This window comes from Marinobacter sp. (assembly GCF_041984545.1).
Lineage (GTDB): Bacteria > Pseudomonadota > Gammaproteobacteria > Pseudomonadales > Oleiphilaceae > Marinobacter.
The window spans coordinates 38,753-54,059 of sequence record NZ_JBHIXV010000024.1 but is presented as its reverse complement, the minus strand read 5'-3'; the positions used below and the strand labels follow the sequence as shown (position 1 = coordinate 54,059).

Below are 15,307 nucleotides of genomic sequence, written 5' to 3'. Positions count from 1 at the left end.
ACATGGACCTTGAGAAGGCGGGGCTTGTGATTTCCAGGATTGTACAGGTAATACATCCACTTCAGGCGCCGGCCAGCATAGAGCCGGGCCTGAAGTGAGCAGTGGGGAGCCGGGAGGCTCTCGGAGGCTAGTGGACCGTTACTTCTTCAGCCCCATCTCCTCGATCGAAATCTCCCGCATCTTGAACTTCTGGATTTTGCCGGTCACCGTCATCGGGAACTCGTCCACGAACTTGTAGTTCTTCGGGATCTTGAAGTGGGCGATCTTGCCCTTGCAGAAGGCCTGCAGGTCCTCGGCGGTCACAGGCGCCGCATCGGGGGCCAGCTTTACCCAGGCGATCAGTTCTTCGCCGTACTTCTCGTCCGGGATGCCAGTGACCTGCACTTCCTCGATGGCCGGGTGGGTGTAGAGGAACTCTTCGATTTCTTTCGGGTAGATGTTTTCCCCGCCGCGGATCACCATGTCCTTGATGCGACCAACAATCTGGATGTAGCCGTCTTCGTCCATGGTGGCCAGGTCGCCGGTGTGCATCCAGCCGGCGTCGTCGATGGCCTCGCGGGTTTTTTCTTCGTTGTTCCAGTACTTCAGCATCACGCTGTAGCCCCGGGTGCACAGCTCGCCAATCTCGCCACGGGGCACCACGTTGCCGGTGCCCGGATCGACAATCTTGGTTTCCAGGTGCGGCTGGGTGCGGCCCACGGTGGTGACCTGCTTTTCGAACGGGTCGAGGGAACTGGTCTGGGTGGATACAGGGCTGGTCTCGGTCATGCCGTAGGCAATCTGCACTTCCTTCATGTTCATCTTGCCGTTGACCTTCTTCATGACCTCCGCCGGGCAGATGGAGCCGGCCATGATGCCGGTGCGCAGGGTGGAGAGGTCGTAGGTTTCGAAGTCCGGGTCGGCCAGTTCGGCGATGAACATGGTGGGCACGCCATACAGCGCGGTGGCCTTCTCCTGGTGCACGGCCTGCAGTACCGATTTGGGCTCAAAGCCCTCACCCGGGTAGATCATGGTGGAGCCGTGGGTAATGCAGCCCAGGTTGCCCATCACCATGCCGAAGCAGTGGTACAGCGGCACCGGGATCACCAGGCGGTCTTTCTCGGTGAACAGCTGGCTCTCCGCCACAAAGTACCCGTTGTTCAGGATGTTGTGGTGAGTGAGGGTTGCGCCCTTGGGGTTGCCGGTGGTGCCGGAGGTAAACTGGATGTTGATGGGGTCATCAAACTGCAGCTGGTCCTGGCGCTCGTACAGTTGCGCTTCGGTAACCTCGCCGGCGAAGCCGAGAAACTCTTTCCAGCTCCACATGCCGTCGTGCTTGTCTTCGTGCACGTTGATCACGGCGCGCAGCTCGGGCACCTGTTCGGCCTTGAGTTTGCCGGCGGTGGAGTTCTTGAGCTCTGGCGCCAGCTCGTAAATCATCTGGCGGTAGTTGGAGGCCTTGAAGCTGTCGGCGGTGACCAGCACCGAGATGCCGGCAAGATTGAGGGCGTACTTCAGTTCATGCACGCCATAGGCCGGGTTGATGTTTACCAGGATGGCGCCGACCTTGGCGGTGGCGAACTGGGTAACGGTCCACTCGTAGCGGTTCGGCGACCAGATGCCCACGCGGTCACCGCGCTTCACGCCGATGGCCATGAAGGCGCGGGCAGCTTCGTTCACTTTTTCCACGAATTCTTTGTAGGTCCAGCGAATGTCCTGGTGCAGGCACACCAGGGCTTCGGTGCTCGGGTATTTCTCGGCGGTGCGGTCGAGCATTTCGCCGATGGTCATGCCCAGCAGGGGCACGTCTGCGGTTCCGCTGGTATAGCTGGGTAGAGTCTTGCTCATTTCTCTGCCTCCATTGTTTTTGTAGTCGAGGGCGAGCAGGGGGAGTTTACCTGCTAGCGACTCTGATTGTGATACTCGGGGTTTGGTTGCATATCGCTGGCAATCGCCACGCGGTTGGACATGTTGTAGAAACCCACCAGGTTGCTGAGATCCCAGATAGCGCGGTCGCTGAAGCCGGCATCGCGCAGGGCCTGGATGTGCTCTTCGGTGACGGTGGCCGGGGAGCGGGTGAGGTGCGACGCAAAATCGAGCATGGCCCGCTGGCGCTTGTCGAGTTTGGCGCTGCGGTAGTTCATCACCAGGTGCTCGCCCAGTTGCGGATCGCCACTGAGTACCCGCACGGCGGCGCCGTGGGCCACCAGGCAGTAGAAGCATTTGTTCTCGGAGGAGACCACCACGGCCACCATTTCCCGCTCCAGTTTGGAGAGTTCACCCTCGCCGAGCATGAGCTCGTTGTAGAGGCGGGTGAAGCCTTCCAGCTGTTTGAGGTTCTGGCTGTAGGCGGTGAGTACGTTCGGGATCATGCCGAGTTTTTCCTGGCAGATCTGGAAGTACTTCTGGGTGTCTTCTGGCAGATCTTTGATCTCCGGTATCGGGAGGTCCAGGGCTACCACATTCTTGTTCTGGTTCATGACTGCTCCTAGCCTTCTTGTCTTGGTGCGCTGGCAGGCGGGGTGCAACCTCCCGGGACACGCTGTGAATACGTCCATGTAAGCTTGACTGCAGCATCCATGCTGCAGACAGTCCCGGGAGGTTGCACCCCACCTGCCAGTTCAATCATTGGCAGCTACCGCCTAAGGCCTGGCCGACTTTTGAGCCGTTGTGGCGGTTCAGTTGGCCGCATATCCAGTCGCCGGTGGCGACGAGTTTGTCCAGATCGACGCCCGTTTCAATACCTAAACCGTTAAGCAGATATAGCACGTCTTCGGTGGCGACGTTGCCGGAGGCGCCTTTGGCGTAGGGGCAGCCGCCGAGGCCGGCGACGGAGGCGTCGATAACGGACACGCCTTCTTCCAGCACCGCGTACAGGTTGGCCAGGGCCTGGCCGTAGGTGTCGTGGAAGTGGGCAGCGAGTTTGTCCATGGGCACGTGGGCGGCAACGGCTTCGAGCATGCGTTTGGCTTTCAGCGGTGTGCCCACGCCGATGGTGTCGCCCAGGGAGATTTCGTGGCAGCCCATGTCGTACAGGGCTTTGGCCACGGCGGCCACCTGTTCTGGCGCGATGTCGCCTTCGTACGGGCAGCCCATCACGGTGGACACGTAGCCGCGCACGGGAATGCCGTGTTTGCGGGCTTCTTCCACCACCGGGGCGAAGCGCTCGAGGCTTTCGGCGATGGTGCAGTTGATGTTCTTTTTGGTGAAGGATTCGGAGGCGGCGCCGAACACAGCGACTTCATCCACCCTGGCCGCGAGGGCACCCTCGAAGCCTTTGAGGTTCGGGGTGAGGGCGGAGTAGCGCACGCCAGACTTGCGGTGGATGCCGGCCATAACCTCTGCCGCGTCGCCCATCTGTGGCACCCATTTCGGGGACACGAAGCTGGCGGCTTCGATGTGGCTCAGGCCGGTGTCGGCCAGGCGGTTGATCAACCCGGTCTTGATGTCGGTGGCAATCACCGGGCCGGGCTCGTTCTGGAGTCCGTCCCGGGGGCTCATCTCAACCAGGCGTACCTGTTTGGGAAAGGCCATCAGCCTGCCTCCTCGGTTTCGGTGACTTCAATGGCAATCAGCTCGGCACCTTCGGAGACCTGGTCGCCTTCGGCGAAGAAGATCTCGGTCACCACGCCGTCGGCCGGGGCCTTGATGGCGTGTTCCATTTTCATGGCCTCCATGATCACCAGGCTCTGGCCGGCGGTAACCTTGTCGCCAACCTTGGTCTGCACCGCGACGATGGCGCCGTTCATGGGCGCAGCCAGGCTGCCATCGCCGGCCATTTCCTCGAAGCCATAGCTTTCCTTGTACACGGTGCAGTTGAAGGTGTCGCCTTCGTAAAACAGCACCAGTTGGTCGTTGTGCAGGTTGCCGTGGATGCTGATGCGGTGGCCGTTGATCACGGCCTGCAGGTAGTCGTCATCCAGTTTGGCGTTCAGGTGGTAGATGCTGTCGCCCACGAACACCTGGTAGCGGTCGTCGCGCTCGAGGATCTTGAGTTCGTGCACCTCTTCGCCCACTTGCAGTTTCAGCGGCTGGGCGTACTCGGAGTTCATGCGCCAGCTGTTCTTGCGGCTAAACGGCGACCAGGGGTCGGCGGTGACCGGCTCGGAGGATTTGCGCTGCTCCAGTACAAAACCGGCGGCCAGCACCAGGGCCTTGTGGGTGTCGAGCTTCGATTTCGGGAACAGCAGTTCCCGGTGATCTTCGATAAACCCGGTGGTCAGGTCCGCTTCCCGGAACGGCTGGGCGTCGGCCAGGGCGTGCAGGAACCGGATGTTGGTTTTCACGCCGGCAATGCGATAGTGCTCGAGAGCCTGCACCATGCGGTTAATGGCCTGGTCGCGGGTTTCGTCCCACACGATCAGCTTCGCGATCATGGGGTCGTAGTGGATGCTGATGTCGTCGCCTTCGGTCACGCCGGTGTCTACCCGTACGTGGGCGCTTTCATCCGGCGTGCTCAGGTAGCGCAGGTTGCCGGTGGCGGGCAGGAAGTCCTGGTCCGGGTCTTCGGCGTAGATCCGCGCTTCCAGGGCGTGTCCCCGGGTTTTCACCTGCGACTGTTCCAGGGGCAGGGGCTCGCCCCAGGCCACTTTCAGCTGCCATTCCACCAGGTCCTGGCCGGTGACCATTTCGGTGACCGGGTGCTCCACCTGCAGGCGGGTGTTCATTTCCATGAAGAAGAAGGAACCGTCCACGTCGTACAGGAACTCGACGGTGCCGGCGCCCACGTAGTTGATGGCCTGGGCCGCGCGCACGGCGGCTTCGCCCATGGCTTTGCGGGTGTCTTCGCTCAGGCCCGGGGCCGGGGCTTCTTCCAGGACTTTCTGGTGGCGGCGCTGTACGGAGCAGTCGCGCTCGGCCAGGTACACACCTTTGCCGTCCTGGTCACAGAACACCTGGATTTCCACGTGCCGGGGCTGGGTCAGGTAGCGTTCGATGAGCATGTCCGGGTTGCCGAAGGCGTTCTTGGCTTCACGCTTGGCCGCGGCCAGGGCGTCGTCGAACTCGGCCATGCTCTGTACCACGCGCATGCCTTTACCGCCGCCGCCGGCCACGGCCTTGAGCAGCAGCGGGAAGCCGCATTTCTCGGCTTCGGCGCGCAGGGTTTCCACCGACTGGTCGTCGCCGTGGTAGCCCGGTACCAGCGGGACGCCGGCTTTCTCCATGATGGCCTTGGCCGCGGACTTGGAGCCCATGGCGGCAATGGCCGAGGAGGGCGGGCCGATGAACACAATGTTGTTGGCCTCGCAGGCCTCGGCAAAGCCGGTGTTCTCCGACAGGAAGCCATAGCCCGGGTGGATGGCCTGGGCGCCACTTTCCTTCGCGACCTGGATGATCTTCTCGGCCTTCAGGTAGCTTTCACCGCTGGGTGCCGGGCCAATGTGGAAAGCCTCGTCGGCCATGGCCACGTGGCGGGCGTTGGCGTCTGCGTCTGAATAAACCGCGACGCAGCGGATGCCCATGCGGTGGGCGGTTTGTATGATCCGGCAGGCGATTTCGCCCCGGTTGGCGATCAGAATCTTGCTGAACATTGTTATTCTTCCTCCGGAACCCAGTTGGCCTTGCGCTTGTTCAGGAAGGCGCTGAGCCCTTCCTGCCCTTCTTCACCCACCCGGATATCCGCGATGCGGTGTGCGGTGTCGTCAATCACGTCGGCACTGATGGGCTTGTGGCTGACGGCAAATACCAGGTCCTTTGCGGCTTTCATGGCCTCGGGCCCGTTCATGGCCAGTTGCTGGAGCATGTCGTTGCAGCGGGCGTTCATGGTGTCGACGTCGTCGCAGACGATGTGCACGAGGCCGTATTCCTGTGCCTGCTTTGCGGTAAACACTTCGGCGGAGATGAAATACCGCCGGGCCTGGCGCTCGCCGATGGCGCGCACCACGTAGGGGCTGATCACCGCCGGAATCAGGCCCAGCTTTACTTCGCTCAGGCAGAAGCTGGATTTCTCGGTGGCGATGACAATGTCGCAGCAAGCGGCGAGGCCCACCGCGCCACCGAAGGCGGCGCCCTGTACCAGACCGATCACCGGCTTGGACAGGTGGTTGAGCACGTTCATCAGCCGCGCCAGTTCCCGGGAGTCGTCCAGGTTTTCCTGGCGGGTGTTCTCGGCCATGCGGCGCATCCAGCCAAGGTCGGCACCGGCGGAGAAGTGCTTGCCCTCGGAGCGCAGGATCACCACCTTTACGCTGTCGTCGGCGTTCACGGCGGTTAGGGCGCCGATCAGTTGCTGGATGATCACGTCGTCGAAGGCGTTGCGTTTGTCCGGGCGGTTAAGCACCACCTCGGCCACGCCATCGTCGCGCCGGTTGAGCAGGACTGCGGTTTCGTTGTCTGTCATGGCAGTCTCCCCGATCACATCCGGAACACGCCAAAGCGCGTGGGCTTGGCGGGTCGGTTAAGGGTGGCAGAGAGGCTCAGGGCGACCACTTCCCGGGTCTGGGCCGGGTCGATTACGCCGTCGTCCCACAGGCGGGCGCTGGCGTAGTAGGGGTGGCCCTGCTCTTCGTATTTGTCGATGACCGGCTTCTTGAACTCGGCTTCTTCTTCGGCGCTCCACTGCTGGCCCTTGCGCTCCATGCCTTCGCGCTTCACCTGGGCCAGTACGCCGGCGGCCTGCTCGCCACCCATGACGGAGATGCGGGCGTTCGGCCACATCCACAGGAAGTCGGGGCTGTAGGCGCGGCCACACATGCCGTAGTTGCCTGCACCGAAGGAGCCACCGATCAGCACGGTGATCTTGGGCACGTTGGCGCAGGCCACGGCCATGACCATCTTGGCGCCGTGCTTGGCAATGCCCTCGGCCTCGTATTTCTGGCCAACCATGAAGCCGGTGATGTTCTGCAGGAACAGCAGCGGAATGTTGCGCTGGCAGCAGAGCTCAATGAAGTGGGCGCCTTTCTGGGCCGCTTCGCTGAACAGAATGCCGTTGTTGGCGATGATGCCCACCGGGTAGCCGTGAATGTGGGCAAAGCCGGTGACCAGGGTCTGGCCGTAATAGCGTTTGAATTCGTCGAACTCGGAACCGTCGACAATGCGCGCAATCACGTCGCGCACGTCAAACTGTTTGCGCAGGTCGGTGCCCACGATGCCGTAGATTTCTTCGGCGTCGTACAGCGGTGCCCGGGGCTTCTGGACTTCCACGGGTACCGGCTTGCGGCGGTTGAGGTTGGCAACGCTGCGCCGGGCGATTTCCAGGGCGTGGGCGTCGTTTTCGGCGTAGTGGTCGGCTACGCCGGAGATCTTGCAGTGTACATCGGCGCCGCCGAGGTCTTCGGCGCTGACCACTTCACCGGTGGCGGCTTTTACCAGCGGCGGGCCAGCCAGGAAGATGGTGCCCTGGTTGCGTACGATGATGGATTCGTCGGCCATGGCGGGCACGTAGGCGCCACCGGCGGTGCACAGGCCCATTACAACGGCGATCTGGGGGATGTCGTCGGCGCTCATGCGGGCCTGGTTGTAGAAGATGCGCCCGAAGTGGTCACGATCCGGGAAGACTTCGTCCTGGCGGGGCAGGTTGGCGCCGCCGGAGTCCACCAGGTAGATGCAGGGCAGGCGGTTTTCCAGGGCGATTTCCTGGGCCCGGAGGTGTTTTTTGACCGTCAGCGGGTAGTAGCTGCCGCCTTTTACGGTGGCGTCGTTGGCGATGATCATGCACTCGGTGCCGGAGACGCGGCCCACGCCGGCGATCACGCCTGCTGCGGGGACTTCTTCACCGTAGACGTTGTAGGCGGCGAACTGGCCGATTTCCAGGAACGGGGAGCCGTCGTCCAGGAGGCGGTTGATGCGCTCGCGGGGGAGCAGTTTGCCCCGGTCGGTGTGGCGCTTCTGGTAGTCGGGGCCGCCGCCCTGCTGGATGGTGGCGACTTTGTCGCGGAGGTCGGCGACGGCCTTGGCCATGGATTCCTGGTTGGCCTGGAACTCTTCGGACCGCGGATTGATTTTGCTTTGGAGTATGGTCATTTTCCCTGCCTTCTTATTCGGGGGCATCCGGGTGTGGCGGGCGTTCCTCCCGGGAACCGCTACGAGCACCCCTTGCGGGGTCCGGCCAGCAATCGCAGATTGCTGTCGTTCGGCTGCGCATGAAGCTCCGCTTCATAAACGCTTGCCTCACCCATGTGCGCTTGGCGTCGGCCATCCATGGCCGCCGACATTCCCGGAAAGACACCCTGCCACTCCCTCGTCTTAACTTGGGAGCAGGCCGTCCTCTCTGCAGGGATTGGACGGCCTCGCCTTGTCGCTGCTGCTTACTTGTTCAGGTACAGCTCGCGGCCGATCAGCATGCGGCGGATTTCAGACGTGCCCGCGCCGATTTCGTAGAGTTTGGCGTCGCGCAGCAGGCGGCCTGTCGGGTATTCGTTGATGTAGCCGTTACCGCCGAGCAGCTGGATGGCGTCAAGGGCGATTTTGGTGGCCATTTCGGCGGAGTAGAGGATCGCGCCGGCGGCGTCTTTGCGGGTGGTTTCGCCGCCGCGGTCGGCAGACATGGCCACCATGTAGACGTAGGACTTGGCGGTGTTCATCCAGGTGTACATGTCGGCGACTTTGCCCTGTACCAGTTCGAACTCACCGATGGCCTGGCCGAACTGTTTGCGCTCGCGGATGTAGGGAACCACCACGTCCATGGCCGCCTGCATGATGCCCAGGGGGCCGCCGGAGAGGACCAGGCGTTCGTAGTCGAGGCCGCTCATGAGTACGCGGGCGCCGTTGCCTTCGCCGCCGAGGATGTTCTCGCGGGGAACCTTGCAGTCTTCGAACACCAGTTCACAGGTGTTGGAGCCGCGCATGCCGAGTTTGTCGAGTTTCTGGTGGCGGCTGAAGCCCGGGTAGTCGCGCTCAACAATGAAGGCGGTTACGCCGCGAGAGCCGGCCTGGGTGTCGGTTTTGGCGTAGATAACGTAGGTGTGGGCATCCGGGCCGTTGGTGATCCACATTTTGCTGCCGTTCAGGACGAAGTGGTCGCCTTCGTCGCGGGCGCTCAGTTTCATGGAGATAACGTCGGAGCCAGCATTGGGCTCGGACATGGCCAGGGCGCCGACGTGCTCGCCGCTGACGAGTTTCGGCAGGTATTTCTGTTTCTGCTCTTCAGTGCCGTTGCGGTGAATCTGGTTCACGCAGAGGTTGGAGTGGGCACCGTAGGAGAGGCCAACGGAGGCGGAAGCACGGCTGATTTCTTCCATGGCGATCACGTGGGCGAGGTAGCCCATGTCGGATCCGCCGTATTCTTCTTTCACAGTGATACCCAGCAGACCCATGTCGCCCATTTTCCGCCACAGGTCCATGGGAAATTCGTTGTTGCGGTCGATTTCCTCGGCGCGGGGCGCGATTTCAGCGGCAGCGAAGCCGTTGACCTGCTCGCGGAGCATGTCGAGGGTTTCGCCGAGGCCGAAGTTGAGCTCTGAGTACTGTGATTTCATCGTTGGCTACCTTTGCGTTTCTGTTATCAGGTTTCAGCGGGCTGCCTGGCTTCGTCGTTGGCCGGCGCCTGCGCTTCTTTCTTTTTCTGCAGCTCAGCCAGTGCCTCCCGGCACCGGGCTTCCGCGGTGTCTATTTCCATTTCTGCCTGGGCAATGTCGTTCTTCTGCTGTTCCAGCATGGCTTTACGGCCTTCGAGGATCTCGAGCATCTTCAGCAGCTGCTTTTCATTGCCGGTGAGCGTTTCGTCCCACAGGTCGAACAGCTCCTTGGTTTCTGCCAGGGTGAAGCCCATGCGCTTGCCACGGAGGATCAGTTTCAGGCGGACACGATCCTTGGTGCTGAAGATGCGTGTCTGTCCACGGCGCCGTGGCTTCAGAAGCCCCTGGTCCTCATAGAAGCGGATGCTTCGAGTCGTGACATCGAACTCCTGTGAGAGTTCGCTGATGCTGAACGTTCTTTTTTCGACCATTGCGATTTCCTTTTTCGACTTAGGTTAGATAAAGTTTACGTAAACGTAAAGTAGTTTTCTGGTCCAATTTTCAACAAACAGAATTCGGAAAAGAGGAGTGAACCATGGAATTCAAGAATGTTCCGGCCATTGTAACAGGCGGTGCGTCCGGGCTGGGTGAGGGTGCGGCCCGTGCGCTGGCCGCTGCCGGCTGCAAGGTGGCGATTCTCGATCTGCAGAAGGAGCAGGGCCGAAAGGTGGCCGAGGACATCGGCGGGATCTTCCTGGAATGCGATGTCAGCTCCGCCGACAGCGCCGAGGCGGCCATCAATGCTGCCCGCGAAGCCCACGGCCCCTGCGGTATTGCGGTGAACTGCGCCGGTATTGCCACCGCTGGCAAAATCCTGGGCCGCGAGGGTGTGATGCCGCTGGAGAAATTCAGCAAGGTGATTCAGGTGAACCTGATCGGCACCTTTAACATCCTGCGCCTGGCCGCCGCCGACATGGCCCAGCGGGAGCCCAACGCCGAGGGCGAGCGAGGCGTGATTATCAATACCGCCTCCATTGCCGCTTACGAGGGCCAGATCGGCCAGGCCGCTTACAGTGCCTCCAAGGGCGGGGTGGTGTCGCTGACGCTTCAATCCGCGCGTGAGCTGGCGCGCGAGGGCATCCGGGTAAATACGATTGCCCCCGGCCTGTTCATGACCCCCATGATGGCAGGTATGCCTGAAGAAGTGCAGGAGAGCCTGGCGGCCACGCTGCCGTTCCCCAAGCGCCTCGGCAAGCCGGAGGAGTTCGGCATGATGGTGGACCAGATGGTTCGAAACCCGGTGCTCAATGGCGAAGTGATTCGTCTCGACTGCGCGTTGCGCATGGCGCCCAAGTAAAGCATTCACAGCAGGAGACATTCATGACCGTGTCTGTTGATAAAGAAGAACTGACGATGTTCCGGGAGTCCGTCATCAAGGTCCTGGAAAAGGAAGTGACGCCGCACTACGAAGCCTGGGAAAAATCCGGGCTGGTACCGAGAGAACTCTGGAACACCCTGGGCGACGCCGGCATGCTGTGCGTGGACGTGCCCGAGGATTGCGGCGGCATCGGCGCGCCCTTCCAGTTTTCCGTGGTGGTAGGCGAAGAGCTGGCCCGCATGGGCTTTGGCGCACTGTCCACCAACGTGATGGTGCATTCCGACATTGTTGCCCCGTATCTGAGCCACATTGGTAACGAAGCGCAGAAGCAGCAGTGGCTGCCCAAACTGGTATCCGGCGAGGCCGTTGGTGCCATCGCCATGACCGAACCCGGCGCCGGCAGTGACCTGCAGGCCATCCGCACCAGCGCGGTCAAAGACGGCGACGATTACATCCTCAACGGCTCCAAGACCTTCATCACCAACGGCCAGCACGCCGACATGGTGATCGTGGCCGCCAAAACCGATCCGAAAGCCGGCGCCCGTGGCATCAGCCTGTTCCTGGTAGACACCTCGCTGCCGGGCTACAGCAAGGGCCGCAACCTGGACAAGATCGGCCAGCATTCCGGCGACACCTCCGAGCTGTTCTTCTCCGACATGCGCATTCCCGCGTCTGCATTGCTTGGTGAGGAAGGCCAGGGCTTCGTGTACCTGATGCGCGAGCTGCCCCGAGAGCGCCTGGTGATCGGCGCCCTTGGCGTGGCCGCTGCCCGTGGCTCCCTGGACCTGACCATTGCCTATGCCCAGGAGCGGGAACTGTTCGGCCAGAAACTAGCCCAACTGCAGAACACCCGCTTTGAAATCGCACGCATGGAAACCGACTACCGAGTGAACAAGGCGTTCGTGGACCAGTGCATCGACCAGTACGACCGTGGCGAGCTGGATGCGCCCACCGCCTCCATGGCCAAGTACAGCGCCACCGAGATGCAGTGCCGGGTGGCCGATGGCTGTTTGCAGCTGTTCGGCGGCTACGGCTACACCACCGAATACCCGATTTCCCGGAACTTCATCGACGCCAGGGTGCAGCGGATTTACGGCGGCACCTCGGAGGTGATGAAAGAAATTATTGCCCGCTCTGTGCTGGGCAAAGCCTGACGAAATAGAGGCTTTTAAGGCCTGAAGAAGGCAACTCGAATGCTCGGGGGCCGGGCAGGGGGCTGGCTTCCCGGGACTGTCTGCAGCATGGATGCTGCAGCCAAGCTTACACGGACGTATTCACAGCGTGTCCCGGGAAGCCAGCCCCCTGGTCGGGCCCTACACCCAATCAGGAGGACAACCCAATGAACAGCAATGATGTGGTAATCGCAGGCTCCGCAAGAACCCCCATGGGCGGCATGATGGGCTCCCTGAGCTCGGTACGCTCCCCGCAGCTGGGCGCCATCTCCATCAAGGCCGCCATCGAGCGGGCCGGCCTGCAGCCGGCGGATATCCAGGAAGTGATCATGGGCTGCGTGCTGCCCGCCGGCCTCGGCCAGGCCCCGGCGCGCCAGGCCTCCCGTGCCTCTGGCATCCCGGACAGCTCCGGCTGCACCACCATCAACAAAATGTGTGGCTCCGGCATGCAGGCCGTCATCATGGCCCACGACCAGATCAAGGCCGGCACCAACAACGTCATGATCGCCGGTGGCATGGAAAACATGAGCCAGGCGCCGTACCTGCTGCCCAAGGCCCGCGGCGGCATGCGCATGGGCCATGGCCAGGTGCTCGACAGCATGTTCCTCGATGGCCTTGAAGACGCCTACGAGGGCGGCCTGATGGGCGTGTTTGCCCAGCGCACCGCCGACAAGTTCGACATCAGCCGACAGGCCATGGACGAATTTGCCATCGCCTCCCTGCAGAAATCCCTGGCGGCGATCGAGAACGGCTGGTTCCGCGACGAAATCGTACCGGTAACCGTGTCTGGCCGCAGCGGTGATACCGAGGTGGATACCGATGAACAGCCGGGCAACGCCAAGCCCGAGAAGATTCCGCACCTGAAGCCCGCCTTCGCCAGGGACGGTTCGGTAACCGCAGCCAACTCCAGCTCCATCAGCGACGGCGCTTCCGCGCTGGTACTGGCTTCTGCAGGCGAAGCCGATGCCCGCGGCCTGGTGCCCCAGGCCCGAATTGTGGCCCACGCCACCCACGCCCGCCTGCCGGCCGAATTCACCCTGGCGCCGATTGGTGCCATCGAGAAAGTGCTCAAGAAAGCCGGCTGGAGCAAGGATGACGTGGATCTGTTCGAGATCAACGAGGCTTTCGCGGTGGTGACCCTGGCCGCCATGAATGAGCTCAAGCTGCCGGCGGAGAAGGTCAACGTGCACGGCGGCGCCTGCGCCCTGGGGCACCCGATTGGATCCTCGGGCTCGCGCATCATCGTGACACTGATCAACGCGCTCAAGCAGCGTGGCCTCAAGCGTGGCGTGGCTTCACTGTGTATTGGGGGTGGTGAGGGTACCGCTGTTGCCATCGAGTTGATGTAAACTCGCTTCGGGCCGGGGCATCACGCCCCGGCCTGATAATGCCTCGGTTCGATTTTCAGTTTTTTCAGCCTTGATGTAAGGGTGGTGGGCTTTACGCCGAGAAGCGCCGCGGCGCCATCGTCGCCAAACACCCGCCCGCCGCTGATTCTAAGCGCACGAACCAGGTTTCGCTTCTCCAGTTCCCGAAGTTCCTCTTCTGTCAGCAAATCACCGTCAAAATGCCTGGTCGGCGGTGTTGGTACGCTGGGCGTCAGGGCGGCTGTATCCTGCCCCAGCAGATCCAGATCCAGGCGCCCGTCGGCGGTGATCACCTGACGCTCAATCACATTCTCCAACTCCCGCACGTTGCCCGGCCAGTGGTAGGCCTTCAGGGTTTCCACGTCCTTTTCCCGCAGGACCAGGGTGGGGCGGTTGAATTTCTGGCAGGCCCGGTTGAGGAATTCCTGGGCCAGAATCGGGATGTCCTCCAGGCGACGTCGCAGGGGCACGGACTCGATGGGGAAGACGTTCAGTCGGAAATAGAGGTCCTCCCGGAAGCTCTTCTGCTGGACCTCGGCTTTGAGGTCGCGGTTGGTGGCGGCAATCACCCGCACGTCCACGCCGCGGGTCCGGTTTTCGCCCACCCGCTCGAACTGTTGGTCCTGCAGCACCCGCAGCAGTTTGCCCTGAAGTTCCAGCGGGATTTCCCCCACTTCGTCCAGGAACAGGGTGCCGCCGTCGGCCAGCTCGAACCGGCCCACCCGGTCGCTGACGGCACCGGTAAAGGCGCCCTTGATGTGGCCGAAGAACTCGCTCTCGAACAGGTCCTTGGGAATGGCAGCACAGTTCACCCGGATCAGAGGGCGGTCGCGCCGGCTGCTGGACTGGTGGATGGCGCGGGCAATCAACTCCTTACCAGTGCCGGACTCGCCGGTGATCAGCACGTTGGCATCGGTGGGAGCCACCATGCCGATGCGCCGCACAATGGCCTTGATGGCATCGCTCTGGCCGAAGATCTCGTGGAAGTGGTATTCGGCGCTCAGTTCCTCCTGCAGGTAGGCGTTTTCCATTTCCAGGCGGTGTTTGAGGGACTCCACTTCCTTCAGCGCCTCCTGTAACTCTTTGCGCGCTTCCAGGCGGGAGGAGATGTCCCGGAACACAACGACGGCGCCCACCGGATGACCGTTATCGAGGATGGGCGTACTGGTGTATTCCACCGGGAAACCGCTGCCATCCTTGCGCCAGAACCAGTCCTCACCCACACGCTTGACGCTGCCATCCCGGAAGGCGGCGTAGATGGGGCATTCCTTGAGTGGAAAAATGGAGCCGTCCTCGTGGGAGTGATGCACAACCCGATGGATTACTCGCCCCATGAGCTCATCAATGCGCCAGCCCAGCATGCGTTCTGCCGCCGGATTGGCGAAGGTGGTGCGGCCCTCGGCGTCCACCCCGTAAATGCCTTCGCCCACCGCATGCAGGATCAGCTGGTTTTCCCGCTCCATGTCCTTGAACAGTTCCTCCACCCGGCGCCATTCCAGCAGGCCGCCCCGGTGGTAGTGGTTGGCATCGTGACGCTCCCTCAGGGTGCGCAGCTGGCGCCGGTCCCGCAGCAGCAACAGCAGGTTCTGGGATTCGGCCTCACCTACCCGCGAGGAGGAAATTTCCAGTTCCACCGTATGGCCGTCCCGGTGCTGCAGGAAGAAATCCCGGCTCCAGCCCTGGCTGCGGAACAGGGTTTCCTCGGTAAAGGCAATCAGCTGCGGGCGTTGATCGGTGAAAAGCTGAGTGCAGGGCTTACCGCTTATCGACTTGCGATCAGTACCGATCAGTCGGCCCATGGCGCCGTTGGCAGCGAGGATCAGGTCGCGGCCGGCATCCACCAGCAGGGCCGCTTCCGGCAGGTGATCAATCCACTCCAGGTTGTCGAAGAGCGCAATGCGAGTGTCGGTGTTCATGGCGATGTCCTGGGTCAGTCTGAACTGGTCAGTACAAACCCCATGCCAACTACGAAATATCGCAATCAGCACTACGAAAAATCGTTAATTACGAAAAATC

12 protein-coding genes are annotated in these 15,307 nt (G+C 62.0%); 3 read left to right on the top strand and 9 right to left on the bottom strand.

The genetic code is table 11. The features are described from left to right. Nucleotides 1–138: 138 nt before the first annotated feature. The 8 genes from ACFC20_RS12260 to ACFC20_RS12225 all read right to left on the bottom strand — a co-directional run bounded on the left by ACFC20_RS12260 (nt 139) and on the right by ACFC20_RS12225 (nt 9,865). The gene (locus ACFC20_RS12260; RefSeq protein ID WP_375193250.1) at nt 139–1,827 is read right to left on the bottom strand and encodes an AMP-binding protein; all 1,689 of its coding nucleotides are present in this window, start codon (nt 1,825–1,827) and stop codon (nt 139–141) included. Nucleotides 1,828–1,880: 53 nt separating this feature from the next. Then, nucleotides 1,881–2,459, bottom strand: coding sequence for a peroxidase-related enzyme (locus ACFC20_RS12255; protein WP_375193249.1), 579 nt, complete (start codon nt 2,457–2,459; stop codon nt 1,881–1,883). Nucleotides 2,460–2,604: 145 nt separating this feature from the next. Beyond that, the gene (locus tag ACFC20_RS12250) at nt 2,605–3,513 is read right to left on the bottom strand and encodes a hydroxymethylglutaryl-CoA lyase (RefSeq protein WP_375193248.1); all 909 of its coding nucleotides are present in this window, start codon (nt 3,511–3,513) and stop codon (nt 2,605–2,607) included. Further along, nucleotides 3,513–5,510 carry an acetyl/propionyl/methylcrotonyl-CoA carboxylase subunit alpha gene (locus tag ACFC20_RS12245; RefSeq protein ID WP_375193247.1) on the bottom strand — a complete coding sequence of 666 codons (1,998 nt, stop codon included), beginning with the start codon at nt 5,508–5,510 and terminating at the stop codon, nt 3,513–3,515. Before ACFC20_RS12245 ends, ACFC20_RS12250 begins: the two co-directional genes overlap by 1 nt. Nucleotides 5,511–5,512: 2 nt before the next feature. Next, entirely contained in the window at nt 5,513–6,319 is an 807-nt protein-coding gene (locus ACFC20_RS12240; protein WP_375193246.1) for an enoyl-CoA hydratase-related protein, read from the bottom strand. 14 nt (nt 6,320–6,333) lie between these two features. Continuing rightward, complete coding sequence (locus ACFC20_RS12235; RefSeq protein WP_375193245.1) at nt 6,334–7,941, bottom strand: carboxyl transferase domain-containing protein; 1,608 nt, start codon at nt 7,939–7,941, stop codon at nt 6,334–6,336. A 284-nt stretch (nt 7,942–8,225) separates the two neighbouring features. Then, the gene (locus ACFC20_RS12230; protein WP_375193244.1) at nt 8,226–9,395 is read right to left on the bottom strand and encodes an isovaleryl-CoA dehydrogenase; all 1,170 of its coding nucleotides are present in this window, start codon (nt 9,393–9,395) and stop codon (nt 8,226–8,228) included. 26 nt (nt 9,396–9,421) lie between these two features. After that, on the bottom strand, nt 9,422–9,865 hold the full coding sequence (locus ACFC20_RS12225) for a MerR family DNA-binding transcriptional regulator (RefSeq protein WP_375193243.1): 444 nt from the start codon (nt 9,863–9,865) through the stop codon (nt 9,422–9,424). 104 nt (nt 9,866–9,969) lie between these two features. On the opposite strand from ACFC20_RS12225, the gene ACFC20_RS12220 reads away from it, so the two are divergent. From ACFC20_RS12220 to ACFC20_RS12210, 3 genes are all read left to right on the top strand, one after another. Then, on the top strand, nt 9,970–10,731 hold the full coding sequence (locus tag ACFC20_RS12220; RefSeq protein WP_375193242.1) for an SDR family NAD(P)-dependent oxidoreductase: 762 nt from the start codon (nt 9,970–9,972) through the stop codon (nt 10,729–10,731). A 23-nt stretch (nt 10,732–10,754) separates the two neighbouring features. Beyond that, entirely contained in the window at nt 10,755–11,906 is a 1,152-nt protein-coding gene (locus tag ACFC20_RS12215) for an acyl-CoA dehydrogenase family protein (RefSeq protein WP_375193241.1), read from the top strand. Nucleotides 11,907–12,091: 185 nt separating this feature from the next. Continuing rightward, a complete protein-coding gene (locus ACFC20_RS12210) occupies nt 12,092–13,273 on the top strand; it encodes a thiolase family protein (protein WP_375193240.1) in 1,182 nt (393 codons plus the stop codon). Between the two features lie 20 nt (nt 13,274–13,293). On the opposite strand, the gene ACFC20_RS12205 is transcribed toward ACFC20_RS12210, so the two are convergent. Beyond that, nucleotides 13,294–15,207 carry a sigma 54-interacting transcriptional regulator gene (locus ACFC20_RS12205; RefSeq protein WP_375193239.1) on the bottom strand — a complete coding sequence of 638 codons (1,914 nt, stop codon included), beginning with the start codon at nt 15,205–15,207 and terminating at the stop codon, nt 13,294–13,296. Nucleotides 15,208–15,307: the final 100 nt, after the last annotated feature.

Excerpts from the sequence above, each read along its gene's own strand:
- ACFC20_RS12240 (WP_375193246.1), bottom strand. The coding sequence starts at position 6,319 with ATGACAGACAACGAAACCGCAGTCCTGCTCAACCGGCGCGACGATGGC.
- ACFC20_RS12225 (WP_375193243.1), bottom strand. The coding sequence starts at position 9,865 with ATGGTCGAAAAAAGAACGTTCAGCATCAGCGAACTCTCACAGGAGTTC.
- ACFC20_RS12220 (WP_375193242.1), top strand. The coding sequence starts at position 9,970 with ATGGAATTCAAGAATGTTCCGGCCATTGTAACAGGCGGTGCGTCCGGG.
- ACFC20_RS12215 (WP_375193241.1), top strand. The coding sequence starts at position 10,755 with ATGACCGTGTCTGTTGATAAAGAAGAACTGACGATGTTCCGGGAGTCC.
- ACFC20_RS12260 (WP_375193250.1), bottom strand. The coding sequence starts at position 1,827 with ATGAGCAAGACTCTACCCAGCTATACCAGCGGAACCGCAGACGTGCCC.
- ACFC20_RS12205 (WP_375193239.1), bottom strand. The coding sequence starts at position 15,207 with ATGAACACCGACACTCGCATTGCGCTCTTCGACAACCTGGAGTGGATT.
- ACFC20_RS12235 (WP_375193245.1), bottom strand. The coding sequence starts at position 7,941 with ATGACCATACTCCAAAGCAAAATCAATCCGCGGTCCGAAGAGTTCCAG.
- ACFC20_RS12255 (WP_375193249.1), bottom strand. The coding sequence starts at position 2,459 with ATGAACCAGAACAAGAATGTGGTAGCCCTGGACCTCCCGATACCGGAG.
- ACFC20_RS12250 (WP_375193248.1), bottom strand. The coding sequence starts at position 3,513 with ATGGCCTTTCCCAAACAGGTACGCCTGGTTGAGATGAGCCCCCGGGAC.
- ACFC20_RS12245 (WP_375193247.1), bottom strand. The coding sequence starts at position 5,510 with ATGTTCAGCAAGATTCTGATCGCCAACCGGGGCGAAATCGCCTGCCGG.
- ACFC20_RS12210 (WP_375193240.1), top strand. The coding sequence starts at position 12,092 with ATGAACAGCAATGATGTGGTAATCGCAGGCTCCGCAAGAACCCCCATG.
- ACFC20_RS12230 (WP_375193244.1), bottom strand. The coding sequence starts at position 9,395 with ATGAAATCACAGTACTCAGAGCTCAACTTCGGCCTCGGCGAAACCCTC.